The following is an 18,394-nucleotide window of genomic DNA, read 5'->3' on the forward strand; positions in this document are numbered from 1 at the left end:
CAGCCCGCTTGCCTTCCTGTCTCCGCTCGCCCAAGGGGATCATCACGAAAGGACGATGATCATGGCGACGAACTGGACGCCCGAGAGCTGGACCCAGCACGAAGCGCGGCAAATGCCAGACTATAACGACAAGGCCGCGCTTGACCGCGCGACCGGAGAACTTGCCCATTATCCCCCGCTGGTCTTTGCCGGCGAAGCGCGTGCGCTGACGGCGGATCTGGCGCAGGTGGCCGCAGGCAAGGCTTTCCTGCTTCAGGGCGGCGATTGCGCTGAAAGCTTCGCGGAATTTCATCCCAACAACATCCGGGATACGTTCCGCGTCATCCTGCAGATGGCGGTGGTGCTGACCTATGCGTCCAAGCTGCCGACCGTGAAGGTCGGCCGGATGGCCGGCCAGTTCGCCAAGCCGCGCTCCGCCGCCACTGAAGACGTGGATGGCATATCGCTGCCCAGCTATCGCGGTGACATCGTCAACGACATCAATTTCGAAGCGGCCGCGCGCGAGCCGGATCCGGAACGGATGATCCGCGCCTATAATCAGGCAGCGGCAACGCTCAATCTTCTGCGTGCGTTCGCGCAGGGGGGCTATGCCAATCTCCATCAGGTCCACGCCTGGACGCTCGATTTCATGGGTCGTAGCCCGTGGGCCGCGCAGTATCAGACCGTGGCTGACCGGATCGGCGACGCGCTTGATTTCATGGCCGCCTGTGGGATCAATCCGCAGACCGTGCCGCAGCTCAATGGCACCAATTTCTACACCAGCCATGAAGCGCTGCTGCTGCCCTACGAACAGGCGCTGACCCGTCAGGATTCGCTGACCGGTGACTGGTACGACACGTCGGCCCATATGCTGTGGATCGGCGATCGCACCCGCTTCGAAGGATCGTCGCACGTCGAATTTCTGCGTGGCATCGGCAATCCGATCGGCCTGAAATGTGGGCCAAGCCTGGAGCCGGACGAACTGCTGCGCCTGCTCGACACGCTCGATCCGGGCCGCGTTCCGGGCCGCATCACGCTGATCACCCGCTATGGTCACGACAAGATCGAAAAGCACCTGCCCGCCCTCGTCCGCGCCGTAAAGCGCGAAGGACGCCCGGTGGTGTGGTCATGCGATCCGATGCACGGCAACGTCGTCAAGGCTGCCAACGGCTACAAGACCCGTCCGTTCGATCGGATCCTGGCCGAAGTGCGCGGTTTCTTCGCCGTGCACCGCGCAGAAGGCACGCATGGCGGCGGCATCCATGCCGAAATGACCGGCCAGAATGTCACCGAATGCACCGGTGGTGCGATCGACGTAACCGAGCAGAGCCTGGCCGATCGCTATCACACGCATTGCGATCCCCGCCTGAATGCCGGCCAGTCGATCGAACTGGCGTTCCTGCTGGCCGAAATGCTGAACCAGGAAATGCGCGAACGGGAGAAGGCCGCGGCCTGATCCCTTTTCCAGACACAAAAAAGAGCGCGGGAACCCCACGGTTTCCGCGCTCTTTTTGTGTCTGTTGAAGCAAGGCCAGATATGGTGCGGGCGGTCGGGCTCGAACCGACACTCCTTGCGGAACCGGATTTTGAGTCCGGCGCGTCTACCAGTTTCACCACGCCCGCACGGCGTTGCAGGCAGGCCCATGCCACGAACCGGGCAGCCGGTCCATAGATTCGAAGCGCTGTTTCGTCAGGGAAGTTGAGGATTGCCCCCACTTTTATCGCAGGCATCCCTTTGGTGTGGCGCAGCGGCGCCCGGTCGCGGGGAGAAAGCGGCAATCCAGGGCGATCCGATGGGGCCGCCGGGCGCTCGCCCGGATCACGGCCCCACCGGATGCCCGCGGATCAGGCCGCGAACTGGTTCATCGTATTGTGGGCGCCGCCCGCCTTGAGCGCGGCTTCACCGGCGAAATATTCCTTATGATCGTCACCGATGTCCGAACCCGACATATTCTGGTGCTTCACACAGGCGATGCCCTGGCGGATCTCCTGCCGCTGGACATTGAGGACATAGCCCAGCATCCCGGCTTCCCCGAAATATTCGCGGGCAAGATTGTCGGTGCTCAGCGCGGCCGTGTGATAGGTCGGCAGCGTGATCAGGTGGTGGAAGATGCCGGCGCGCGCAGCTGCGTCCTTCTGGAAGGTGCGGATCTTTTCATCGGCTTCGATCGCCAGTTCGGTCCCGTCATAATCAACGCTCATCAGGCGGGCGCGATCATAGGCCGCAACATCCTTCCCCTCGCTTGCCCATAGATCATAGACCTGCTGGCGGAAGTTGAGCGTCCAGTTGAAGCTGGGCGAGTTATTATACACCAGCTTCGCGTTGGGAATGACCTTGCGGATGCGATCGACCATGCCGGCGATCTGTTGGATATGCGGCTTCTCGGTCTCGATCCACAACAGGTCTGCGCCGTTCTGGAGCGCGGTGATGCAATCGAGCACGCAGCGGTCCGCCCCCGTCCCTTCGCGGAACTGGAAGAGGTTCGACGGCAGCCGTTTCGGCCGCATCAGCCGGCCATCCCGGTTGATGATCACATCGCCGTTGACGGTCGCCAGATCGGCGACCTCATCGCAATCGAGAAAGGCGTTATACTGGTCGCCAAGATCGCCCGGCGTACGGCTGTAGGCGATCTGCTTGGTCAGCCCCGCGCCCAGCGAGTCGGTGCGCGCGACGATGATGCCGTCGTCGACGCCGAGTTCGAGGAAGGCGTAGCGAACCGCGCGGATCTTCGCCAAAAAATCCTCGTGCGGGACAGTGACCTTGCCGTCCTGATGGCCGCACTGCTTTTCATCCGAGACCTGATTTTCGATCTGGATCGCGCAGGCGCCGGCCTCGATCATCTTCTTTGCCAGCAGATAGGTCGCCTCGGCATTGCCGAAGCCGGCATCGATATCGGCGATGATCGGCACGACATGCGTCTGATAATTGTCGATCGCCTGCGCCAGGCGCTGTTCGTCGACCTGATTGCCTGCCTGCCGCGCCGAATCGAGATCGCGGAACATCATGCCCAGTTCGCGCGCGTCCGCCTGCTTGAGGAAGGTGTACAGTTCCTCGATCAGCGCGGGCACACTGGTCTTTTCGTGCATCGACTGATCGGGCAACGGCCCGAATTCGGACCGCAGCGCGGCGATCATCCAGCCGGACAGATAGAGGTAACGGCGTTCGGTGGTGCCGAAATGCTTCTTGATCGCGATCAGTTTCTGCTGGCCGATGAAACCATGCCAGCAGCCGAGCGACTGGGTGTAAGCCGCCGGATCGGCATCATAAGCCGCCATGTCGCGCCGCATGATCGCGGCGGTATAGCGAGCAATATCCACCCCCGACCGAAACCGGTTCTGAAGCCGCATCCGCACAACCGATTCCGCGCCAATGCCGGCCCATGCGCCGCCATGCCCCGCAATCATCTGCGCCAGTTGCCCGACCTGTTCCTGATACGTCATTCCCTGCCCTCTTTCTCATACTCCTGAAATATTTCTTACAATATGAACTGGCCAATATTCGCGGATCGTGCGCCAAATATCGTGTCACAGCGTGATTATATGGCCACACACTTGAGTCATATTGTAATTTATTTACAAAATCCGGGTGACCGCATGGCCGACATGCCAAAGCCCCCCGCCCCGCCAGTGAAAATCCCGCCATTTCGGCAGGATGCGGACGCCCCATCCGCAACGGCGCACCGATGGTGGCCCGGCTGCTTTCGCCGCTGCCGTGGGAGCACCCCGTGCAGGGATTATTGCCACCTTGTAATTCTACCACGGAGTAGATAGCCATATCGAACACACGCCAGACTCAACAAGAGCGGGCGGTGGCAAGGGGGGAGCGAATGACGCCACGCGCTGTGGTTTCATGCCGGGCATATGGCGACCCGTACGCTGGCGCGAGGCCAGCAGCGTCCCGCAACGCCGCACCGCTTGCCGAATGGTCGGCGCGCATGACCCGGCGATACCGGCCCCATCACCAGCCGGCCGATAATGATCCGACAAGCGACGGTTATCTTGCGGTGTCGGCCATCCCATCGCCGGACGCGTTCACCGTCCCATCATCGTTTGGGGAAATGGACATATTGCATGTCGGGGTCGGACCTATGGTTCGGCCCCGATGCACATTTCCCCCTGCGCACAGGCCGAAGGAGGCCTGATCAAGCAGCCGCAAGAGCTGCATTCTCAACCAGAGGGAGGACTGCAATGAAGCTTCGTTCGATCTTGATGGCATCCGCGGTCGTGGGGACGACCCTGGCGGGGCCTGCATGGGGGCAGGCAAGCGGGCAAAAAGGCGCCCAGCTGGAGGAAATCATCGTCACGGCGCAGAAGCGCGAACAATCGCTGAAGGACGTGCCGATTTCGATTGCCAGCTTCGACCAGTCGAAACTCGCCCAGATCGGCGTCAACAAGATCGAGGATCTGGCGACCAGCGTCCCCAACCTGTTCATCAACAATTTCAATGGCACGGCCGATACGGTGCGCCTGTTCATTCGCGGCGTCGGCCAGAATGACGTGTCGGTCACGCAGGATCCGTCCGTCGCGCTCTACATCGACGGCGTTTATGTCGGGTCATCCTTCGGCGCCGGTTTCGATGCGGTCGATCTGGAGCGGATCGAGGTGCTGCGCGGACCACAAGGGACGCTGTACGGCCGGAACGCCACGGGCGGCGCGGTCAGCCTGATCACGGTCAAGCCGGACGTAACGGATGTCAGCGGCAAGGTTGAACTGACCTACGGCAATTATGACTATCGCAACGTGAAAGCGGCGCTGAACGTCCCGATTGCCAAGGATGTTGCGGCCATCCGCCTGTCCGGCCTGATCGCCAAGCGCGACGGCTTTTATGAAAATACCGGGCTGGGCGAAGACTGGGCCGTGCAAGATCGCAAAGCCATGCGGGCTGCGTTGCGCCTTCAGCCATCATCCAGCCTGAGCCTGGATTATGCGTTTGATTATTCGCAGGTAAAAGACACCGGCAATCTTTCGGTGCCGATTGCGGGCGCGGGCGCGGCGGTACGCATCCCGGCGGGCGCGCCGGTGGCCATTCCAGGCCTTGGCACCGCGACCCCGACGATCCTGTTCAACTTCTCCGACCCGTTTCCTTTCAGCGCCAGCCGGCCGAAACGCGCCAATTCACTGAAGAATTATCTGCCGTCGAAATCGGATGTGTACGGCCACACCCTGACGGCCGAGTTCGAAGCATCCGATCGCCTGAGTTTCCGGTCGATCACCGGCTATCGCAAGGTCAAGAGCAACTCGTTCACCACCAGCCTGCCGACGCAAACGGCATCGATCGGCCTCGTGCTGAATCCTCCGGGTGTTCCGGGGGTGCCGGCCGGATCGGTATTGCAGATCGTCGGCGGGCCATGGTGGGTCAGCGCCACCAATTCGAAAACCAAATATCGCAATTTTTCGCAGGAATTGCAGGCGCTGGGCGACGCCGATTTCCTTGGCGGCAACCTGCATTATGTCGCCGGGCTTTATTATTATGACGATCACGGCCGGCAGGATGCGCCGGGCGAGGCCATCGGCGGCGCCCGCGCGCTGGCCTTCGCCGACGTCAGCAACCGATCGATCGCGGCCTTCACCGAACTGACCTACACGCCGGGCGGACCCGATGGCCGGATGCACATCACCGTCGGCGCGCGTTATTCGGACGACAAGCGCGAGGCCGAGCGCGTGAACGAGAACTCCTTCTCGTTCGCGGCATTGGGTGGCTTCACAGCCGCCGATTGCGCCCGTTTCGCCAGCACATTCACCGCGCTTGGCCAGACCTGCGTTCCGACCGGCGTAACGCAAGGCGCCAGCTATAAGCGCAAGTTCAAAAATTTCAGCCCGGCGCTGACATTGGGTTATGACGTGAACGACGATGTGCGGATTTATGCCAAGGTGGCGACCGGCTACAAAAGCGGCGGATCATCACAGCGATCGGCCAACCCGATCAATTTCGCAAACGGGTTCGATCCTGAAAAACTGGTTTCGTATGAAGCTGGCGTGAAGGGAGATTTCTTTGATCGCCGTGTCCGGTTCAACATGGCCGCTTTCTATGTCACCATCGATAATTACCAGTCGAGCGTGCAAACGGGCGCGACACCGGGCGACCGCGATTTCTTCGGCATCGACAACAGCAAGATTTACGGCATCGAATCCGATCTGACGGTCGCCGTAACCGATTCCCTGCGGCTGAATGGCAGCCTGGGCCTGTTGCACACCAAATTCGGCCAAAGTTCGCTCGATGTGCTGCGCGACACCGGCCAGACGGTGACCGAGAATTTCGTCAAACCCTTCTCCTATGCGCCCAAAATGTCGGCGACGCTGGCCGCCGATTATAACCATGCGATCCGGGATGACTGGAACGTCGCGGCGCATATCGGCTTTTCCTACCAGGGCAAGATGCACACATCGTCCAACCTGAATGATGATCGGCTGCTCGATGCACGCCATCTGGTGGATGCGAGCCTGTCGCTGATCCGCAGCGGCTTTGGCGATCGCGGCAGCATCGAAGTGAAACTGTGGGGCAAGAACCTGTTCGATGAAGAATATCGGACGGTCGCGGTAGGCGCCTTCTCGTCGCTCGGCGCAACGACAGTCGCGGAATTCGGTGATCCGCGAACCTATGGCATCACGCTGATCGGAAAATTCTAACCTTATGAAACCTGCGGCGGGTGGGGCGCACAGGCCCTGCCCGCCGTTCCATGTGCCGCCCTATAGCGCCGCGCGAGCCGACTGGCCGATCCGCGAATGGCGACCGCCAGATCAAGCGACAAAGGCGGATGGTGGACGCACTAGGGCTCGAACCTAGGACCCGCTGATTAAGAGTCAGCTGCTCTACCAACTGAGCTATGCGTCCATGCCGTAGGGTGGTTAGCCCGCAGCGAAATATATGGTGGACGCACTAGGGCTCGAACCTAGGACCCGCTGATTAAGAGTCAGCTGCTCTACCAACTGAGCTATGCGTCCATGCCGGGGGACAGATCGTCTCCAAGCGAGGCGCGCCGTTAGCATGGGGTTGCGCGGAATGTAAACCGTCAATGCGAGGTTTTTTATCGACTCGTCTTTTCCGCGCGGTCGATAGCCATCAAAAGGCCCAGGCACAGCAGCACCGTCATCATCGCCGATCCCCCGAAAGACACCAGCGGCAGCGGGATGCCGACGACCGGCGCCAGCCCCATCACCATCGCCAGGTTGATCGCGACATAGAAGAAAATCGTCATCGACAGACCGGCAGCCGCCAGACGGCCGAATCTGCCGCGGGCGCGCAACGCGACACGGATGCCCCAGTTGACGATCAGCAGGAAGGTGCCGATCAGCAGCAGCCCGCCCAGCAGCCCCCACTCCTCCGCCATCGTCGCGAAGACGAAATCGGTATGGCCTTCGGGCAGATAATCGAGATGGCTTTGCGTGCCGTTGAGGAAGCCCTTGCCGAAAAAGCCGCCCGATCCGATCGCGATCTTGGATTGGCTGATATGATAGCCCGTGCCCAGCGGATCGCTTTCCGGATCCATGAAGATCAGCACCCGATTGCGTTGATATTCATGGAGCGAAAAGAAGATGACCGGGATCGCGGCGAGGAAGGCCACGCCCGACCCGATATACAGCCGCAGCGGCAGCCCGGCGAGGAAGGTGACGACCAGTCCGCCCGCCGCGATCATCGTCGCCGTGCCAAGATCAGGCTGCACCAGGACGAGCAGGAAGGGAAAGCCGATCAGCACGATCGCCGGCCAGATCGCGCTGAAACGGCGGATTTCGCCCGATGGCAGCAGATCGTAGAATCGCGCCATGACGAGCACGATCGCCGGCTTCATCAGTTCCGATGGCTGGATGCGAATGAAACCCAGGTCAAGCCATCGCTGGCTGCCCCCGCCGACGAAACCGAACACCTCCACCACGATCAGCGCGACGAGGATGATCGCATAGGCCGGAAAGGCGACCGCCTTGATCTGCTCCTCACGCACATGGGACAGCAGTATCGCGCCGATCAGGAATACGACGAAGCGTATCCCCTGCGATAGCGCCCACGGCTTCAGATTGCCGCCCGCCGCCGAATAGAGGACGACGAGACCAAAGCCCCCGATCGCCAGGATGGCGACGATCAGGCGCCAGGGAATAACCGCGAGCGGTGCCGGAACCAGCGGATCACGCATCAGTCGCGCTCAGCCGGTTCGCGAACCCCGGCGGCATTGTCAGCAACGGGCGCCGATGCGGCTGCAGGGGCCGGAACGGGCTTGTCCCGATTGGCCCACTCGGCCGCCTGCCGGGCCATGCGCGTTTCGATATCCCCGCCCCAGCCTTTTTCCATCGTTTCCAGCGTCGCCAGCGCCTTTGCCGGATCGTAAAGATAGGTCAGCACATCACGCGCAATCGGCGCCGCCACGGCGGATCCGCCAATGCCATGTTCGATCACCACCGAAATGGCATAACGGGGATCGTCCACCGGCGCGAAGCCGATGAACAAACCATGGTCGCGATATTTCCAGGGAACGCCCTCGCCACCGAATTTGCCGCCACGGGCGCGTTCGGCTGCGGTGATATTGCGGACCTGCGCGGTGCCCGTCTTGCCCGCCATCTGGACATTGGGGATCGGCAAACGCGAGCGGCCGGCCGTGCCCGGCCCGTTCACCACGTCACTCATCGCCGAACGGATGAAGGCGAGATGTTCGGGATCAAGGTCCAGCGGTTCGCCCGGCCTCGCCACCTGCCCTTCCAGCAAATGCGGCATCAGCGAACGGCCCGATGCGATCCGCGCCGACAGGATCGCCAGCTGCAACGGATTCGACAGCATATAGCCCTGCCCGATCGTGGCATTGACCGTGTCATAGGTATTCCAGCCGGCCTTGTAGCGGCGCTGCTTCCACGCGGTATCCGGCACGGTGCCATAGCGCTGCGACGCGACCGGCAGGTCGAACTCCTCCCCCAGGCCCAGCTGCCGCGCCATGGTGGCGATCGCGTCGATGCCGATCGTCTGCGAATAATGGTAGAAGAAGACGTCACAGCTCTGGTGGATCGCCCGACGCATGTCGACCACCCCGTGGCCGCCGCGCTTGTGGCAGTGGAACAGACGATTGCCGAGACGATAAGCGCCGGTGCAGACCACGGTCTGGTCCGGGTTCTGCCCCGCCCGCAACAACGCCAGCGCCACCGCCGGCTTGATCGTCGATCCGGGCGGATACAATCCCTGCAACGTCTTGTTCAACAGCGGCAGATGATCGTTTGCGTTGAGCATTGCATATTCGGAATGGCTGATGCCGTCCGAAAAGCTGTTGGGATCGTAGGATGGCATGGACGACATGCACAGCAGGCCGCCGGTGTGACAATCGACCACGACCACCGATCCGCTGTGCGTGCCGATCCGCCGGGCGGTATAGGCCTGCAGGCCGGCATCCACCGTTAGCCGCAGCGTCCCGCCGCTCACATCGGGCCGCGTTTCCAGATCGCGCACCACCTTGCCGCGCGCGGTGACTTCGCTGCGCTTGGCGCCGGGCTTCCCGCGAAGCACCATTTCTTCTACTTTTTCAAGGCCTTCCTTGCCAATCTTGAAACCCGGCGCAATCAACAACGGATCCTTGGATTTCTCATAATCCTTGGCCGATGCGACACCGACATAGCCGACCAGATGACCAACCGCCGCACCGGCCGGATAATAACGGGTATAGCCGCGCGCCGGCGCCACACCGGGCAGTTCGCTCTGGCGGACGCTTACGGCCGCAAACCGTTCATACTGCACCTTTTCGGCCACCGGAATCGGCCGGAAGCCTGCCGCATCCTGCAACGCAGCGCGGATCCGCTCCACCTCCTCGGCAGGCAATGCCAGCAATTCGGTGAGTTCGGCCAGAACACGTTCGCGATCCGGCGCCTTCAACTGATCGGGAATGATATCGACGCGGAAATCCGTGCGGTTGATCGCGATCGGCTTGCCATAGCGGTCGACGATCCAGCCGCGCCGGGGCGGGATCAGGATCAGCTGGACCCGGTTATCTTCCGCCATCAGGCGATAATGTTCGTTCTGCGCGATCGATAACCAGGCCATCCGCCCGGCCAGCACCGCGCCGACAGCGAACTGCGCACCGCCAAGCACCATGGCCCGACGGGTGAAAGTCAGGAGCTGCTGCTGTTCGGTAACGATCTGAGGGGTGCGTTTCACCGGGCCAGCCGCCAGCGATCAAGCGCCGCGCACAGCCGCATCATGGCCGGAAACAGCAGGATGGTGATCACGATCTGCGGCACGATAGCGAGCAAATGGCCTCCGCCACTGGTGAACGCGACAAAAGCGACGCCGCCGACAAGACAGAACAGGATTGCCGCCGCCGCCGCCAGCCAGTCCATCCAGTAATCGCGCCACACGGCGCGATTGTCCATCATGTCGAACGCCAGGAAAACCATCGTCCACAGCGCCATGGCGCTGCCCAAAGGCTGGCCGCTGAACAGATCGTCGAACAGCCCCAATGGCAGCGCGATCCACGCCGGCCACATTTCCGGGCGCAACAAGCGCCACGCAAGCAGCAATAGCAGCCCGAACGGCGGCAACATCGGCCAGTCGGCCACGAACGGCAGGGTCGTCACAAGCGATCCCGCCATGACCGTCAGCACCGGCACCCAGCGGGCGCGGCGCGGCAGCAGGCTGGGGCCGTCGTCATCTTCGTCGATATCATGGATGATCTGGTGCGGGCCGATCATGGTTTTCCGGGCGGTGGCGGGGGTGGAAGATCGGGCTGGAACGGCTTGAGTACCACCGCGAAATCGAGCTTGGCGGGATCGGCGAGCGGCGTGCCCACCGCCGCATCGCGCGTCACCGCGGTTACGACCGCAACGGGAATCCCGGCAGGATAGACGCCGCCGGCGCCCGTCGTCATCACCACATCCCCGCGGCGAAACGGCGTCTGCCCGGCAATCAGCGAACGCAGTTCGATCATGCCATTGCCCTGCCCCGATGCGAGCGCGGCGACACCGCTGCGGATGATCTGCACGGGCACGGTGCTGCTGCCATCGGTGACGAGCAACGCCCGCGCCGATATTCCCCCGGTTTCGACTATCCGACCGATCAACCCTTCGGCAGAGCGCACAGGATAGCCTACCCGCACCCCGGCGCTGGTACCGGCGCTCAACGTCACCAGCCGCCGCGAACTGCTGGCGCTGGACCCGACAATGCGGACGACCGACACCACTTCGCGGCCGTCGCCGACAACGCCCAGGATACGCTTGAGCCGGCGATTTTCGAAATCGATCGCGCGCGCTTCAACCAGCCTGGCGCGGGATTCTTCCAGTTCCCGCTTCAGTTCTTCATTCTGCGAACCCGCGCTCCAATAGGCCGCAATGGCATCGCCCACAGATGCGACGCTGCCCACCATGTTGCGGCCTGCCGCCGTCGCAGGCGACGTCGCATCGATCGCGGCCGATCGCAGCGCCGCAAACCCCTGCGGGTCAAAGCGGGCGGCCAGCAACAGCAGCAAGGCGACCACGATCCCCGCAACCGCGACAACATAGGCCGCGAACAGCCCATATTGCGCGCGCCGCGAAAAGCCAGGGCGTCTGTGGCGCGGGGGCGCCATGGGCGGCGGGCCTCCGTCAGGCGGTCTGGAGCACGCCGCGGAACGCCGGATCTTCCAGCGCGCGGCCCGTTCCCAACGCAACGCAGGTCAGCGGGTCTTCCGCGATCGTGACGGGCAGGCCCGTTTCCTCACGAATCACTTCGTCGATGCCGTTGAGCAACGCGCCACCGCCGGTGAGCACGATGCCCTGATCGACGATATCGGCCGCCAGTTCGGGCGCGGTATTTTCAAGCGCGATGCGCACGCCTTCGACGATCGCGGCCACGGGTTCAGACAGCGCTTCGGCGATCTGGCTCTGCGTGATCGTGATTTCCTTGGGCACGCCGTTCACCAGATCGCGGCCCTTGATGTGGATCGTCTCGCCCCGGCCATCGGCCGGCATGCGGGCGACGCCGCTTTCCTTCTTGATCCGTTCGGCCGTGGCTTCGCCGATCAGCAGGTTATGATTGCGACGGACGTAGGAGGCGATCGCTTCGTCCATCTTGTCGCCGCCGACGCGCACCGACGTGGTGTAGGCCAGGCCACGCAGCGACAACACCGCCACTTCGGTGGTGCCGCCACCGATATCGACGACCATCGATCCCACCGGTTCGGTCACCGGCATATCGGCGCCGATCGCGGCGGCCATCGGTTCCTCGATCAGCCACACCTGGCTTGCCCCGGCGTTCGACGCGGCATCGCGGATCGCGCGGCGTTCCACCTTGGTCGATCCCGATGGCACGCAGATCACGATTTCCGGAAAGCGCGGGAAACGGCGCTTGCCGTGCACCTTGTGGATGAAGTGCTTGATCATCTGTTCGGCGACATCGATGTCGGCGATCACGCCGTCGCGCATCGGGCGGATCGCTTCCATGCTTTCCGGCGTCTTGCCCATCATCAGCTTGGCGTCGTCGCCAACGGCGCGCACCTTCTTGACGCCGTTCCGCGTTTCAATCGCGACAACGGACGGCTCGTTGAGGACGATTCCGCGCCCCCGAAGATAGACGACCGTGTTCGCCGTCCCCAGATCGATCGCCATGTCGTGTGACATGAACTTGAACCATCGCGTAAATGACATCCGTTCGCCCGTCCGTGTGCTGCGTCGCGACCGCGCCTAGCATGTGGAAAAGACAGAAATGCCGGGTCGCGGGAAGCTCGCGCTTGGGCTAGAGCCAACCCCATGTCAATACGCCGCCTGCCCGAGCATCTGGTGAATCGTATCGCGGCCGGCGAAGTGGTCGAAAGGCCAGCCAGCGCGTTGAAGGAACTTGTCGAGAACGCAATCGACGCCGGGGCCACCCGGATCGCGATCGCGCTGTCCGATGGCGGCCTCGCCCGGATCGAGGTTTCCGACGATGGCTGCGGTATGGCACCGGCTGAAATTGCGCTGGCGCTGGAACGCCATGCGACATCCAAACTACCCGATGATGCGATCGAAGATGTCGCCACCCTCGGCTTCCGGGGCGAGGCCTTGCCGTCGATCGCCAGCGTTTCACGGCTGACCATCGAAAGCCGGGTGCGCGGCGCCGATGGCTGGTTGCGCACGGTCGACAATGGCGCGGTGGTGGCCGAAGGGCCGGCGGCGATCCCGCCCGGCACGCGCATCCGCATGGAAGGATTGTTCGATCGCGTGCCCGCGCGGCGCAAATTCCTGCGATCCCCCCGCGCCGAATATGCCGCGTGCATGGATGCGATCCGCCGGCTGGCGATGGCGCGGCCCGATATCGGCTTTTCGCTGGAACATGACGGCCGCCGCGCGCTGTCCGTCCCCCCCGGCGAGGATCGGGCGGTGCGCGTCGCGGCGCTCACCGATCGGGCGCTCGTCGAAAACAGCGTCGCGATCGATTATGCGCGGGGCGACGTCACCTTATGCGGCGTCGCCGGGCTGCCGACATTCAACCGCGGTGTCGCCGACCATCAGTTCCTGTTCGTCAACGGCCGCCCGGTGAAGGACCGTCTGCTGGTGGGCGCGGTGCGCGGCGCTTATCAGGATATGCTGGCGCGCGACCGCCACCCCGTCGTCGCCCTGTTCGTCGATCTTCCGGGCAGCGAGGTCGACGTCAACGTCCACCCGGCCAAGACCGAAGTGCGCTTCCGCGATCCCGGCCTCGTGCGCGGGCTGATCGTTGGCGGCCTGCGCGCAGCCCTCGACGCCGCCGGCCACCGCAGCGCCCAATCGGCCTCGCCCGCCGCCCTCGGCACATGGCGGAGCGAACCGCTGGGCAGCCCCGCTCCCACCGGTGGCCCGGTCCATGGCGGATGGCCCGCCCCGCCCCTGGCCCCGGCGCAAGGATCGGTCTGGGATCGCGCGCCCGCCTTCGCCGCCCAGCCGCTGGCCCGCGCCGAACCGGCTTATGCCGCCCCGCCCGAGCCGAAGGAATTTCCGCTGGGCGTCGCGCGCGGGCAGGTTGCCGCCACCTATATCGTCGCCGAATCGGCCGACGGGCTGGTGCTGGTCGATCAGCATGCCGCGCACGAACGCCTCGTCCTCGAACGGATGCGCCGGGCGATGGCCGATGGCGGGGTTGCCGCCCAAACCCTGCTGCTGCCCGAAGTCGTCGAACTCGATGAAAGCGCATGCGATCGGCTGGAAGCACGCATCCCCGAACTGGCCGAAATGGGCCTCGAACTCGAACGTTTCGGCCCGCATGCCGTGCTCGTCCGCGCCGTTCCCGCTTTGCTGGGCGGCAGCGACGCCAAGGGCCTCGTCACCGACCTCGCCGACGAACTGGCCGCCTTTGGCGAAGTGCTGTCGCTCAAGGAACGGCTCGATTCGGTGGCCGCCACCATGGCCTGCCACGGATCGGTCCGCGCCGGGCGCATCCTTTCGGTCGCGGAAATGAACGCGCTGCTGCGTGAAATGGAAGTCACGCCCCATTCGGGCCAGTGCAACCATGGTCGCCCCACCTGGATCAAGCTGGACCATGCCGACATCGAAAAGCTGTTCGGACGGAAATAGGGCCTACCGCCGCGCATTTACCAATTGGCCTAACGGCTCGGCAACGCAGGCGGTGCTAATGATTCCGGCATGTTCAGCCGCCTCCTGTTCCTGATGATCGCCGCCGGCGGCCTTGTCGGCTGGCGGCTGGCCAGCGCGCCGGCTGCTGGGGATGGGCCGGCGGTGTCGACGCAGACCGCGCAGACACGCCCGGATTCCACACCCCCCGCAGCGGCTCAGCCTGCGCCTGCGCTATCGCCATCGCCACCCTCTTCGGACGGCTATGGCGGGCGACAAATCATCATCGAACGCAAGGCCGATGGGCATTTCTACGCCGATGCGACCATCAACGGCCAGCTTGTCCGCTTTCTGGTGGATACCGGCGCGACGACCGTGGCGCTGACCGCAAGGGATGCGCGGCATGTGGGGCTGTTCTTCTCCCCGAATGAATTCACCGCCATCGGGCGCGGCGCATCAGGCGAAGTGCGCGGCAAGCTGGTGACGATCGACCGCATCGCGCTCGGCCATGTCGAGGCGCGCCAGGTACGCGGTGCGATCATCGACGACGGGCTGGATATCTCACTGCTCGGCCAATCCTTCCTGTCACGGATCGGATCGGTGCGGATCGCCGACGATCGGATGACCTTGCGCTAGGATCCGCCGGATGACCACCAAGGCGGCAGCAGGCCACATGGCCCCTCCCCCACCCATGATGATTACCCGCCCGCCGGACTAAGCACCTGGAGTGTGGGGCATATGGCCCTTGTCGCCTTGTTGCCAGTACCTGGCTGCGGGCATGGCATGGAAGGTCTAACGAATGCGGGCAGGAGCGCCCCATAGGCGCGACGAGATGGGGGCGCATTGCCGCGCCGGTCGGCCAGGCCGGAAGGATCGTCGTGCCGGACCTGACCTTTGGGACATGTTGCGAGATACGTGCCGCTTGGACGAATCAGGGGGGTATAAAATCTAAGGCCACGCTGGATTGGGCGGAAATGCGGCGGGTTTAATCAACGATCCGCAGGAATTGGCATTGGGAAAATTCCGGATATGCCAATGTTTTTGTTCAATTGTTTTGCGTAATTTTGGGATTTTGCGATGAAGTGCCTGTCGGTGTTTTCGTGTATCACCCTGCTTGTCGCATCGGCCGAGGCGTCGGCTGCTGATATTTCAACCCATGTGCTTGATCTGGCACGCGGCGTCGGTGGGCGCGATATTGCGGTGACGCTGTCAAAGCAGCAGAAAGCGGGTGACTGGATCGAGGTTGCACGCGCCCGGACAGGCGAGAACGGACGGGTGGCATCCTTCGGTGATTCCCGGCAGTTTCAGACGGGCCTGTACAAGCTGACCTTCGACATGTCGGCTTATCCGAACCCGCAATCGCCGCCCTTCTTTCCGGAAATCGACCTGGTGTTTCGCGTCACGGATGCTGACGCCCATTATCATGTTCCCGTTGTCGTCAGCCCTTACGGCTATTCAACATATCGGGGGAATTGAAGCGCGATATATGCCGCAACGGTGTGGCGACAGGCCGGCGTTTCAATATCCGGCTTCAACGGCAATCCTGATAGCGTCCGTCGACGAGGTGACGCCAAGAGCCGCAATGACTGCCGCCCGGTGCATCTTGACGGTGCGTTCGCTGATGCCCAGCGCGTATGCGATGCGCTTGTTGAGTTTACCCGCAGCCATTTCGATCAACACTTCCCGCTGACGCTTTGACAGGGCGTCGACCCGTTCCCGCGCAGTGGCACGCCGTTCGGTCGCCGTGCCTGCGTCGATCGGCCGCACTTCCATCTGCGAGCCCAGGAAATATTCCAGATCGCCATTTCCGTCGAAGATCGGCGCAACCAGCACCGCATTGCGGAACGGTGTTCCATCCTTCTTGTAGTTCAGGATTTCGACGAGGACGGGGCGTTTTTCGCGCACCGCCGACACGATTTCCGCGGTCAGCCCCGGCTCGGTCCGGGGGCCGGCGAGAAAGCGGCAATTGCGGCCGATTATCTCATCGCGCCTATAACCGGTGAGACTTTCGAAGGCGGCATTGCATTCGATGATCGGATTATCCGGCAGGCGCGGGTTGCTGATGACCGCGGCAACCGCGCTGTTATCGATCATGGCCGAGAGAGACATCATTTTATCCTTACGACCTGCGGTGGGTTTTGCACGCGATGCCTGAAAGGTGGCCCTTTGGCCATGTTGTGCCTGAACCCGCCATCGTCCAACTGACAAGCATCAGGCCGAGGGATGCGGACAGTGAACTACATAACGCATGACATGCATTTTGACGCTGACGGGAACAAGCTTTCCGTACCGCAAGAGGTGCAGGATGCAATCCGTACCCTTATTCGCTGGTCAGGCGAAGATCCTGCGCGCGAAGGATTAATCGACACGCCAAAGCGCGTTGCGCGGGCCTGGCGCGAATATTGCCAGGGCTATGAGGAAGACCCCGGACTGCATCTTGAGCGGACTTTTGAAGAAGTCGGCGGCTATAACGAAGTGGTCCTTTTGAAGGATATCCCGTTCCAGTCGCATTGTGAGCACCATATGGCGCCGATTACCGGGTCGGCATCGATCGCCTACCTGCCCAAGGACCGCGTCGTCGGCATATCCAAGCTGGCCCGCGTGCTGCACGGCTATGCCCGCCGCCTGCAAGTACAGGAAAGGCTGACGGCACAGGTGGCAGAGGCCATCTGGCAGAATCTGAACCCGCAAGGGGTGGCCGTCGTCATCAATGCGCAACATGGCTGCATGACGGGGCGCGGTGTTCGCACGCCCGGCGTGTCGATGGTCACCAGTCGCATGATGGGCTGTTTTCTGGACGATCAGCGCAGCCGCAAGGAAATTCTGGCCCTTATGGGTTTTTGAACATGCATAGCCCGGTGAGCCTCTCTCCCCCTCCCGAACCGGGCTGCGGCGATGCAGACAATCTGCATCGCCGCTTTCATTCCATATCTCCGACCGGCGAGCGGCGCTGCCGGCAGACCTGATTGAAAGTTCAAAAGCAGCGATGCGAATTGCCATTATCGGTGCCGGCATGGCTGGCCTGTCCTGTGCCGATGGCTTGAAGGCGTTTGGTCACGACGTCATTCTGCTCGACAAGGCGCGCGGTGCCGGCGGCCGAATGTCGACACGGCGCGTGGAAACGTCGCTGGGGGAAGTGTCGTTCGATCACGGTGCGCAATATTTCACCGCACGCAGCCCGGACTTTTGCAAGCAGGTGGAATCCTGGGCGGCGCGGGGGATTGTCCGCCGCTGGCAATTGCCCGCGCCGGATGCTTGGATCGGCGCGCCGGGAATGAATGCGATGGTCAAGGCCATGGCGGGTGAACATGACGTGCGCTGGAATGTGCATGTCAACCGCATCGAACGCCATGCCGGCGGTTGGCTGCTGGAAGCCGACGAAACACGGTTCGGTGATATTGATACCGCGATTCTCGCGATACCTGCCGAACAGGCGCTTCCGTTCTTGTCGCTGCACAATTTTTCGATGGCGCGGGAGGCGCTGCTGGCCCGTTCGCAGCCATGCTGGACGGCGATGTTCACCTTGAGCCAGCCCCTCATACAGGGGCCTGACATGATCCGCGACGAAGATGATATCGCCTGGGCCGCCAGAAATAACGCCAAGCCCGGACGCGGTGGCCCGGAAGGCTGGGTGGTGCAAGCGCGTCCGGAATGGTCGGCCAGGCATATTGATCGCCCCGCCGATGAAATCGCCATGCTTTTGTGGGTAAGGCTCTGTGCTGCGCTGAAGGCAGATTTGCCGGGGCCAATTGCCGCAAGCGCGCACCGCTGGCGTTATGCGATGAGCGGCGGCCTCGGCCTGGGGTCCCTCTGGAATGCGCCAATGGGCCTTGGTGTGTGTGGCGACTGGCTGCTCGGGCCGCGGATCGAATGCGCCTGGGTTTCAGGGCAGGATCTTGCGCGCCAAATTGTTGAGATGCCGTCCGGTTAGGCCATGCCGCCATAGTGTAGT

Annotated in this window: 14 protein-coding genes and 3 tRNA genes; 7 read left to right on the forward strand and 10 right to left on the reverse strand. The window is 62.9% G+C overall.

The window, feature by feature from the left end; all coding sequences use genetic code 11:
* Window positions 1–61: 61 nt before the first annotated feature.
* Window positions 62–1,435: a class II 3-deoxy-7-phosphoheptulonate synthase gene (locus KC8_RS05540; RefSeq protein ID WP_010126417.1), complete on the forward strand. Its 1,374-nt coding sequence runs from the start codon at window positions 62–64 to the stop codon at window positions 1,433–1,435.
* 82 nt (window positions 1,436–1,517) lie between these two features.
* Here the strand turns inward: KC8_RS05540 and KC8_RS05545 are convergent.
* Both KC8_RS05545 and KC8_RS05550 read right to left on the reverse strand, forming a co-directional pair.
* Window positions 1,518–1,602, reverse strand: a tRNA-Leu gene (locus KC8_RS05545).
* Window positions 1,603–1,824: 222 nt separating this feature from the next.
* On the reverse strand, window positions 1,825–3,420 hold the full coding sequence (locus KC8_RS05550; protein ID WP_010126418.1) for an isocitrate lyase: 1,596 nt from the start codon (window positions 3,418–3,420) through the stop codon (window positions 1,825–1,827).
* Window positions 3,421–4,167: 747 nt separating this feature from the next.
* Between KC8_RS05550 and KC8_RS05555 the strand changes: the two genes are divergently transcribed.
* Window positions 4,168–6,606 carry a TonB-dependent receptor gene (locus tag KC8_RS05555; protein WP_010126419.1) on the forward strand — a complete coding sequence of 813 codons (2,439 nt, stop codon included), beginning with the start codon at window positions 4,168–4,170 and terminating at the stop codon, window positions 6,604–6,606.
* A 129-nt stretch (window positions 6,607–6,735) separates the two neighbouring features.
* Here the strand turns inward: KC8_RS05555 and KC8_RS05560 are convergent.
* The 7 genes from KC8_RS05560 to KC8_RS05590 form a co-directional block, all read right to left on the reverse strand.
* Window positions 6,736–6,811: transfer RNA gene (locus KC8_RS05560), tRNA-Lys, on the reverse strand.
* A 34-nt stretch (window positions 6,812–6,845) separates the two neighbouring features.
* Window positions 6,846–6,921: transfer RNA gene (locus KC8_RS05565), tRNA-Lys, on the reverse strand.
* A gap of 83 nt (window positions 6,922–7,004) precedes the next feature.
* Window positions 7,005–8,105 (reverse strand): rod shape-determining protein RodA, encoded by a 1,101-nt coding sequence (gene rodA / locus KC8_RS05570; RefSeq protein WP_010126421.1) that lies wholly within the window; start codon window positions 8,103–8,105, stop codon window positions 7,005–7,007.
* A complete protein-coding gene (gene mrdA / locus KC8_RS05575; protein WP_010126423.1) occupies window positions 8,105–10,102 on the reverse strand; it encodes a penicillin-binding protein 2 in 1,998 nt (665 codons plus the stop codon). Before mrdA ends, rodA begins: the two co-directional genes overlap by 1 nt.
* Window positions 10,099–10,635: a hypothetical protein gene (locus KC8_RS05580; RefSeq protein WP_010126424.1), complete on the reverse strand. Its 537-nt coding sequence runs from the start codon at window positions 10,633–10,635 to the stop codon at window positions 10,099–10,101. Before KC8_RS05580 ends, mrdA begins: the two co-directional genes overlap by 4 nt.
* Window positions 10,632–11,507 carry a rod shape-determining protein MreC gene (gene mreC, locus KC8_RS05585; RefSeq protein ID WP_010126425.1) on the reverse strand — a complete coding sequence of 292 codons (876 nt, stop codon included), beginning with the start codon at window positions 11,505–11,507 and terminating at the stop codon, window positions 10,632–10,634. Before mreC ends, KC8_RS05580 begins: the two co-directional genes overlap by 4 nt.
* 16 nt (window positions 11,508–11,523) lie before the next feature.
* Window positions 11,524–12,564 (reverse strand): rod shape-determining protein, encoded by a 1,041-nt coding sequence (locus KC8_RS05590; RefSeq protein WP_029624662.1) that lies wholly within the window; start codon window positions 12,562–12,564, stop codon window positions 11,524–11,526.
* A 102-nt stretch (window positions 12,565–12,666) separates the two neighbouring features.
* Here KC8_RS05590 and mutL point away from each other — a divergent pair, with 102 nt between their 5' ends.
* The 3 genes from mutL (at window position 12,667) to uraH (ending at window position 15,918) form a co-directional block, all read left to right on the forward strand.
* A complete protein-coding gene (mutL, locus tag KC8_RS05595) occupies window positions 12,667–14,445 on the forward strand; it encodes a DNA mismatch repair endonuclease MutL (protein ID WP_010126427.1) in 1,779 nt (592 codons plus the stop codon).
* 69 nt (window positions 14,446–14,514) lie between these two features.
* Entirely contained in the window at window positions 14,515–15,078 is a 564-nt protein-coding gene (locus KC8_RS05600; RefSeq protein ID WP_010126428.1) for a retropepsin-like aspartic protease family protein, read from the forward strand.
* 441 nt (window positions 15,079–15,519) lie between these two features.
* Window positions 15,520–15,918, forward strand: coding sequence for a hydroxyisourate hydrolase (gene uraH, locus KC8_RS05605; RefSeq protein ID WP_010126429.1), 399 nt, complete (start codon window positions 15,520–15,522; stop codon window positions 15,916–15,918).
* Window positions 15,919–15,960: 42 nt separating this feature from the next.
* Here uraH and KC8_RS05610 read toward each other — a convergent pair whose 3' ends face one another.
* Window positions 15,961–16,551: a LuxR C-terminal-related transcriptional regulator gene (locus KC8_RS05610; protein WP_029624663.1), complete on the reverse strand. Its 591-nt coding sequence runs from the start codon at window positions 16,549–16,551 to the stop codon at window positions 15,961–15,963.
* A 144-nt stretch (window positions 16,552–16,695) separates the two neighbouring features.
* On the opposite strand from KC8_RS05610, the gene folE reads away from it, so the two are divergent.
* Window positions 16,696–17,286 carry a GTP cyclohydrolase I FolE gene (gene folE / locus KC8_RS05615; protein WP_010126432.1) on the forward strand — a complete coding sequence of 197 codons (591 nt, stop codon included), beginning with the start codon at window positions 16,696–16,698 and terminating at the stop codon, window positions 17,284–17,286.
* Window positions 17,287–17,428: 142 nt separating this feature from the next.
* A complete protein-coding gene (locus tag KC8_RS05620; RefSeq protein ID WP_010126433.1) occupies window positions 17,429–18,373 on the forward strand; it encodes an NAD(P)/FAD-dependent oxidoreductase in 945 nt (314 codons plus the stop codon).
* Window positions 18,374–18,394 lie beyond the last annotated feature (21 nt).

This window comes from Sphingomonas sp. KC8 (genome assembly GCF_002151445.1).
GTDB lineage: Bacteria > Pseudomonadota > Alphaproteobacteria > Sphingomonadales > Sphingomonadaceae > Sphingomonas_E.